This is a genomic window from uncultured Thiohalocapsa sp. (assembly GCF_913063425.1).
Classification (GTDB): Bacteria; Pseudomonadota; Gammaproteobacteria; order Chromatiales; family Chromatiaceae; genus Thiohalocapsa.
Map to the genome: position 1 here is coordinate 20,766 of NZ_CAJXYK010000060.1, position 8,077 is coordinate 28,842.

7 protein-coding genes and 1 tRNA gene are annotated in these 8,077 nt (G+C 68.4%); all 8 read left to right on the forward strand.

What is annotated here, in order from left to right:
* Positions 1-53: 53 nt before the first annotated feature.
* Entirely contained in the window at positions 54-1,757 is a 1,704-nt protein-coding gene (gene dnaG / locus QZ607_RS22710) for a DNA primase (RefSeq protein WP_295887653.1), read from the forward strand.
* 317 nt (positions 1,758-2,074) lie between these two features.
* Positions 2,075-3,904, forward strand: coding sequence for an RNA polymerase sigma factor RpoD (rpoD, locus tag QZ607_RS22715; protein WP_295887657.1), 1,830 nt, complete (start codon positions 2,075-2,077; stop codon positions 3,902-3,904).
* A gap of 358 nt (positions 3,905-4,262) precedes the next feature.
* Positions 4,263-4,338 (forward strand) — tRNA-Ile (locus QZ607_RS22720).
* 292 nt (positions 4,339-4,630) lie between these two features.
* Positions 4,631-5,665 carry a site-specific integrase gene (locus QZ607_RS22725; RefSeq protein ID WP_295887662.1) on the forward strand — a complete coding sequence of 345 codons (1,035 nt, stop codon included), beginning with the start codon at positions 4,631-4,633 and terminating at the stop codon, positions 5,663-5,665.
* A gap of 1 nt (position 5,666) precedes the next feature.
* Complete coding sequence (locus QZ607_RS22730; protein WP_295887664.1) at positions 5,667-6,185, forward strand: hypothetical protein; 519 nt, start codon at positions 5,667-5,669, stop codon at positions 6,183-6,185.
* Between the two features lie 110 nt (positions 6,186-6,295).
* Positions 6,296-6,580 (forward strand): hypothetical protein, encoded by a 285-nt coding sequence (locus QZ607_RS22735; protein ID WP_295887667.1) that lies wholly within the window; start codon positions 6,296-6,298, stop codon positions 6,578-6,580.
* Positions 6,581-6,799: 219 nt separating this feature from the next.
* The gene (locus QZ607_RS22740; protein ID WP_295887670.1) at positions 6,800-7,063 is read left to right on the forward strand and encodes a hypothetical protein; all 264 of its coding nucleotides are present in this window, start codon (positions 6,800-6,802) and stop codon (positions 7,061-7,063) included.
* Positions 7,053-8,077: DUF3987 domain-containing protein (locus QZ607_RS22745; RefSeq protein WP_295887671.1), on the forward strand; the 1,025-nt coding region annotated here is incomplete at its 3' end. The genes QZ607_RS22740 and QZ607_RS22745, both read left to right, overlap by 11 nt.

Genomic DNA, 8,077 nt, shown 5'->3' on the forward strand with positions numbered 1-8,077 from the left:
CCACCACGGGGCGGCCCAACTGACGCGGCCCACCTGAAGCAAGGTGCTGGTGGATGGTCGGCCACATCACGCCCGAATTCAGAGACCAGCTCCTCGCCCGCACCGACATCGTCGAGGTGGTGGGTGGGCGGGTGCCGCTGAAGAAAGCCGGCGCTGAATTCACCGCCTGCTGTCCTTTCCATAACGAAAAGACCCCGTCTTTCTTCGTTAGCCCTGCAAAGCAGTTCTATCACTGCTTCGGCTGCGGCGCCCACGGCAACGCCATCGATTTCCTCATCGAGCTGGATCGCCTGAGCTTCCCCGAGGCGGTGGAGGAGCTGGCCCAGCGCGCCGGCATGCCCCTGCCGGAGCGGGGCGGCGCGCCCCAGGGGCCGGACCCCAAGCCGCTGTACGCGCTCCTTGAGCAGGCGGCCGGCTTGTACCAGCGCGCGCTGCGCGAGCATCCGGGCCGGGAGGCCGTGGTGGCCTACCTTGGGCGCCGCGGTCTGAGCGGCCCCGTGATGGAGCGCTATGGGCTCGGCTTCGCGCCGCCCGGTTGGGACTTCCTGCTGGAGCGCCTGGGCAAAAGCGCCGAGCAGCGCGAGCGGCTGGTCACTGCGGGTCTGCTCTCGGAGCGTGACGGCCGCCGCTATGACCGCTTCCGCGACCGCCTCATGTTCCCCATCCGCGACCGGCGCGGGCGGGTGGTGGGCTTCGGTGGCCGGGTGCTCGGCGACGGCGAGCCTAAGTATCTGAACTCCCCGGAGACGCCGGTCTTCGTGAAGGGTCGCGAGCTGTACGGGCTCCACGAGGGGCAGCAGGTGCTGCGCAGCCCGCCGCGGCTGCTGTTGGTGGAGGGCTATATGGATGTGATCGCCCTTGCCCAGTTCGACATCCCCTATGCCGTGGCGGCGCTGGGCACCGCCGCCACGCCGGAGCACATCAAGCGCCTGCTGCGCAGCGCGCCGGAGCTGGTGTTCTGCTTCGACGGCGATGCCGCCGGGCGCGCCGCGGCCTGGAAGGCGCTGAAGACGGCGCTGCCCCTGGCCACCGGTCAGCAGCCCATGCGCTTTCTGTTTCTGCCGGAGGGGGAAGACCCGGACACCCTGGTGCGGCGCGAGGGCAAGGAGGCCTTCGAGGGCCGGCTCGCCGATGCCAAGCTGCTGTCCGCCTTCCTGTTCGAGCATGTCGGTGCCCGCCACGATACGACCACGCCGGAGGGCCGTGCCGGTCTCGCCGACGAGATCCGGGGCCTGCTCGCCACCATGCCCGCTGGCAGCTACCGCGAACAGCTCGCCGCCGAGCTCGCCCGGCGCACCGGCCAGCCGGTGCAGCGCGGCGGGGCGGCGCCCAGGCCGAGGCCGGCGCCGCGTGTGCTGCCGGGGGTGCCGACGCTGACCCCGTTACGCCGGGCCGTCGCGCTGCTGCTGGACGACCCCGGCCGCGCCGCACTGGTGCTGGAGCAGCCGGGCGACTGGCGCGAGCTGGACAATCCCGGCATCCGTCTCCTGGCGGAGATGGTGGATATCGCAAGCGCCTATCCCGGCATCACCACCGCCGGTCTCGCCGAGCGCTGGCGCGACACCGACCAGGAGCGCAGCGTACGCCGGCTCGCCGACGCCGGCCTGGTGGCGCTGATTCCGCAGGAGGGGCGCGGCGCCGAGCTGGTCGGCATCATCCAGCGCCTGAACCGCGACGTGGCGGCACAGCGCCGGGCCGCGGAGATCGAGCGCCGCTGGCGCGAGCGGCATGCGCCCTCTGACGGCGCGGGAGACTGAGCCGGAGGTCGCGGCTGTGCGGGTCGGGCGCCTGCCTGCGGGCCGCCGACGCCTCTCCGGAAGTTACGGATTCGCCACCCGGGACCTTGGGATACAAAAAAAAGCGCAGATCTGGTAAGTTGGAGAGTTTCTCCGCAGCATCTACACTTCTGGGCATCCGGTGCGCTCGCAGTCGTCTTGCGCGTTGGGCCTGCCGCTTCGGTGCGGTCCGCTGACCCAAGCCGCTGTGCCCCCTGGTCGGGGTGAGCCCTGAGTGCGTCGGCCGTTCGTCCGAACCACAGCGTCCGCCCGGTACAAACCGTCGAACAGGTATCCGTATGGATCAAGAGCAGCAGCAGGCCTCGCAACTCAAGCAGTTGATTGCCAAGGGCAAAGAGCAGGGGTTCCTCACCTACACCGAGGTCAACGACCACCTGCCGGACGGCATCATCGAGCCCGAGCAGATCGAAGACATCGTGCGCATGATCAACGACATGGGGATCATGGTTCACGAGACCGCCCCGGCGGAGATCGATGCGCTCAGCAATGACTCGGCCGTCGCCGACGACGAGGCCGCGGAGGCCGCGGCGGCCGCGTTGGCGTCCGTGGACAGCGAGTTCGGCCGCACCACGGACCCCGTGCGTATGTACATGCGCGAGATGGGCACCGTCGAGCTGCTCACCCGCGAGGGCGAGCTGCGCATCGCCAAGCGCATCGAGGACGGCCTGAACCAGGTGCTGGCCGCCCTTTCCACCTATCCGCGCGCTGTAGAGCTGCTGCTCAGCATGTTCGACCAGGTGGAGCGGGAAGAGCGGCGCCTGTCCGACGTCATCTCGGGCTTCACCGACGACGAGACCGCCGAGCCCGTCAACAAGGGCGCCAGCGCCGAGGCCGAGGCCGACAGCGGCGATGACGACGACGAGGACGACGACGCCGCGGAGACGGTGGACACCGGCCCGGACCCGGAAGAGGTGGCCCGCCGGGTGGCCTCCCTGCGTCGGCACTTCGACGAGTTCGTGGGCCTGCTGCGCGAGCACGGCCGCGACCATGACGCCTCCCGGGCGGCCATGGCCAAGGTCTCCGAAGACTTCATGCAGTTCAAGCTCGTCGCCAATGTGTTCAACGAGCTCGTCGAGGTGCTGCGCGGGAGCATCGAGCGGGTGCGCAGCCAGGAGCGCACCATCATGGGTCTGTGCGTGGACCACGCGCAGATGCCGCGCAAGGCCTTCATCGACACCTTCCCGGACAACGAGACCAACCCGGACTGGATCCGCGAGCAGATCGACGCGGCCCATCCGTGGTCCGAGCGCCTGGCCGAGGTGGAGAGCGACGTGCGCCGCGCCCAGCGCCGGCTTCAGGATCTGGAGCGCGAGAACGTGCTCACCATCGGCGAGATCAAGGAGATCAACCGCAAGATGTCCATCGGCGAGGCCAAGGCCCGCCGCGCCAAGAAGGAAATGGTGGAGGCCAACCTGCGCCTGGTGATCTCCATCGCCAAGAAGTACACCAATCGCGGCTTGCAGTTCCTGGACCTGATCCAGGAGGGCAACATCGGCCTGATGAAGGCGGTGGACAAGTTCGAATATCGTCGCGGCTACAAGTTCTCCACCTATGCCACCTGGTGGATTCGCCAGGCCATCACCCGCTCCATCGCGGACCAGGCACGCACCATCCGCATCCCGGTGCACATGATCGAGACCATCAACAAGCTGAACCGCATCTCCCGGCAGATGATCCAGGAGATGGGCCGGGAGGCCACGCCGGAGGAGCTCGCCGAGCGCATGGAAATGCCGGAGGAGAAGGTCCGGAAGGTGCTCAAGATCGCCAAGGAGCCCATCTCCATGGAGACGCCCATCGGCGACGACGAGGACAGCCACCTCGGCGACTTCATCGAGGACGCCGGCGTTATCTCGCCGCTCGACTCCGCCACCGCCGCGGGCCTGCGCGAGGCGACGCAGAACATGCTGGCGAGCCTCACCAGCCGCGAGGCCAAGGTGCTGCGCATGCGCTTCGGCATCGACATGAACACTGACCACACGCTGGAGGAGGTCGGCAAGCAGTTCGACGTGACCCGCGAGCGCATCCGCCAGATCGAGGCCAAGGCCCTGCGCAAGCTGCGCCACCCCACCCGCTCCGAGAAGCTGCGGGGCTTCCTCGACAGCGACTGACGCGGCTTTCGCCGCGTCAGACAGTGGCGGGCTGGCGCCCGCCGCGATCCCGCGCGCGGTCTTGGGCCTTGATCATAACTCCCGCCACCTTGGCCGCTGACTGCGAAGTCAGGCCATCCTGGCCTGACACACGCAGGGCTGGAAGCCCTGACCACGTTGGGCGCGCCAGCGCGTGGACGGAGGACCTAGGGTGGATCAGTGACGCGCATCCACCCCAGGCCAACGCGGCTGATGCGCTTCGCCCTGGCTTTGAGCAACGCCAGACTTACCGACACATGGCTGGATCGCCAATTGGCCCGGACCTCTCGCGGCCCCGGCCACAGCGAGCGCCGCCCGCTCGCACTCCCTCCGCCCATCAGGGCCGTTAGCTCAGCGGTTAGAGCAGGGGACTCATAATCCCTTGGTCCTAGGTTCGAATCCTAGACGGCCCACCATAGAAACAAGGACTTAGAAGGAATCCCCGCCTGGACTCGCCGCCCGCTGAGTCCAATTTGAGTCCACTACCCGGAATTCTGTGCTAATTTGTGGCTTGTGGTGCCTACCGGCGCCGCAACGAAACAGGCCCCGGAGCGGTTGCAGCCGCGCCGAGGCCCTGACCACCCACCGACCTGGTACAGAGGTCCGGCGCATGGCTACCGAGCATTGTAAGCCCGCGGTCGGACTCCGGGAGTTCAGACCATGGCGAGCATCACGAAACTGAAGGACCGCAAGGGCAAGCCCTGGCAGGTGCGCATCCGCCGCAAGGGCAAGACCGTCGTCCAGTACTTCAAGACCAAGCGGGAGGCGTCCGACTTCGCCGCGAAGGTGGAAGCGGACTTCGACAAGTGGAGCCGCCTGCTCGGTGGCGAGCTGAAGAAGCACAGCCTCGCAGACCTGATCGACCGCTACATCCGCCAGTGGTCCGGGAAGGACCACAACACCCCGAGCCGGCTCGCGTGGTGGCGAGAGCACTACGGCGAGCGCAGCCTTGCGGAGTTCAACGACGATACCGTTCGGGAGGCCATCGCTCGGCTCAAGACCGAGCCCGCCCCCCATGGCGGCAAGGTTGTCACCGAGGCCGACAAGCCCCGCAGCGGCCCGACCGTCAACCGCTACAAGGCCGCAATCTCGGCAGCCTACAAGACCGCCATCGACGGCGGTTGGTTCGGCGTGAAGGACAACCCCGTTGCCGGCATCCGAGCCGCCAAGGAGCACACCAGCGGCTTCGGCCAATCCCTGAGTGACAAGGACCGTCCGCGGCTGCTCCAAGCCTGCGATGCGTCAACCCTATGGCCCGCGCTTGGCGTGTTCGTTCGCTTGGCGCTGGCCACCGGCGCCCGTCGTGGCGAGCTGCTCAAGCTGACATGGGCAGACGTGGACCTGAAGCGCGGGAGCATCCTGCTGCGCGACACGAAGAACGGCGATGACAGGCGGGTTCCGCTGATCGGCGATGCGCTCAAGGCCCTCAAGGCCCATGCCAAGGTCCGGCGCATGGATGACGCGCGCGTGTTCCCCGGTCGGACCACCGAAACGCCGCCCCAGGTAGACAAGGCATGGCATGCGGCCCTGACCGCTGCCGAGATCGACAAGCTACGAATCCACGATCTGCGGCATTCCTGCGGCAGCTACCTTGCTCGCGCTGGCCTATCGGCATTCCAGATTGCCGCGATCTTGGGTCATCGCAGCGGCCCGCAGTTGACCGCGCGCTATGTGCACCTGCACGCGGAGGAATCCCGCGAGCTGATGGAAGGTGCGCTTGCCGGCGTGCTGGGGGATGGCTGATATGGCGCGCATCCTGAAGCACGACGATCAAGGATTCCTGATCGGCCAGCGCCTTGGAGGCAGTGATAGCACGAGCGCGTCGGGTGACGAGTGCCCAGCGCCGAAGGTGTATAGCGCGCCGCCGGCTACAGCGCACCCCGAAGAAGTCAAAGCGTACCTTTATGAGATCGTAGACCACCTGGGTTTGCCCGAGTTTTATGGGGAGCTTCCAATTCCGCACAGGCTATGGCTTGCGGAGCGAATCGACAGAATCCTGAAGGGCGAAGATCCGAAGAAGGCCCTAGGGCTCGCCCGAGGTCGGGGGGATCGCTCGCGTACGCGGGAAGACGTACGGGGACTGCTGAATAAGATTGCGCTCCATATGTTTTTGGATGGCATGTCCCGCATGGCCGCAGCCGACGCGGTGTCGGAAGATCGCGGCTACCAGAGCGACCACCTTAGAGACTTCGCAGCCAAGCATGACGCCGAACTGGCCCGGATTCTCGCCAAGCTGAAAAGGAGATTCGGCGAGTCACCTTGAGCCGTTCCGACGGCCGCGCCAGCGCGAAAAGATACGCGATCTAAACGATAACGCCCCACTACCGCCGGCCGTCATGCTCCGTCGCACCATCCATCGCGACGAGACCGAGCATGACCGACACGCACACCACCGCCGCCGCCGCCGACGCGACCGCGCCGGTCCAGATCACCGACATCTATCCGTTCCGCCGCTTCGTGCGCGAAGTGTGGGAGGCCCAGGGGCTCGGCACCGAGCATAGCCTGCGCTGGCTGGTGCGGCACCGCCACGCCAACGGGCTGCTCGCGTGCGGAGCAATCATCGAGAAGCGCACGCCCGGATCGGGCCGGCCGCTGCTGTACATCCACGGCCCGCGGTTCGCGGCCTGGCTGGCCACGACCGATGCGGAGGCCGCATGATCGACTGCACACATGAGAGCGCCCGAGCCGGGGGCAGCCGGCACGGGCGCGGGGGGGCGAAATGACGATGGACACGCGACGGGCGCCGCGCGTGGATATGGTACCGCATCCCGCACGCCGACCCGCCGCCGCTGGCCCGCCTACGCACGCCAGACGGCCCACCACGACCGATGCGACGCCCGCGTCATGGTCGGTCGGTACGGCTGGGATACCGCGCGCATGCTCGCCGCCGCCGGCATCGACCGACCGACCGCGGTCATGCCGGACGACGGCACCGACCCCGACGGCTACGACTGGACCAGCATCGCAGCCGGCCGTGACGTGTCCATCCTGTACGTCGGCGCTGATGCCGACCTAGCCCACCGTACCGCCGTCGCAGTGGTGCGCGCTGGCGCATCGCTGGCCGTCACGGTCGAGGTATCCGGCGACCCGTCGTGCCCGATGCGGAGCTACCGGCCGCGGGAGGTCCGACATGCCGCCTGATGCAGCCGCGCCGCGCGTGCATCCGCTGCCGCAGCGCCCGCCGACGGACATCGTGGATGTGCCCGCCGGCACCGCCGGCACCGCCGCCCGTGGCGCGTCGGAGCCGCTGACGCCCGAGCGCATCGCCGCCGCCGTCACCGCCGCCGAACGCCGCCTGAGCACGTCGCCGCCGAGTGTCGAGTACCCCATCGATGCCCTAGGCCCGCTGGCGCCCGTGGCTCGCGCCATCGCCGATGGTGGACAGGTACGCCCCGCGATGGCCGGTCAGTCGGTGTTGGGCGCCGCCGCGCTGCTGGTGCAGCACCTACACGACGTGCGGGCGCTGGACGGACGCCGGCCGCTGAGCCTGTACCTACTCACCATTGGTGAGTCCGGCGACGGCAAGACCGCCGCCGAGCGCCCGGCACTGGCGCCGATCCGTGACTGGCAGCGGGCGCAGACCGACGCCTATCGCGCCGCGCTCGCCGAGCATGAGTCCGCCCCGCCGAAGGAGCGCGGAGACCCGCCCCGCGCTCCATACAGGATCGCGAAAGATGCGACCGTCGAGGGTATCCGGCAGGGGTTCGCTGCCGGCATCCCGACCCAAGGCGTCTACACGTCCGAGGCTGCGTCGTTGCTGTGCGGTTACGGCATGTCGAGCGACCAGCGCATGAAGACAGCTAGCACGCTCAACGGGCTGTGGGACGATGGCGAGCTGTCCGTGTCCCGATCCATGACGGGGCGCATCCAGCTATACGACCGGCGGCTGTCGGTGCACTGGCTGATACAGCCGAGCGCGGCCCAAGACACCCTGCACGATGCGTCGCTGAGCAACCTAGGGTTCTGGCCGCGATACCTGGCCGCATGGCCCGACCCGCCCCGCCCGAAGGTCTATCGGGACTGGCGCCCGGAGTCCGACCCCGCCATCGGCACCTACTGGCGCCGCGCCGCCGAACTGCTCGCCGAGCCCATCGGCGACGACTGCGCCCGCCTGCCCGCCATTGAGTCAGCGCCCGAGGCCCGCGCCCGCGCCGG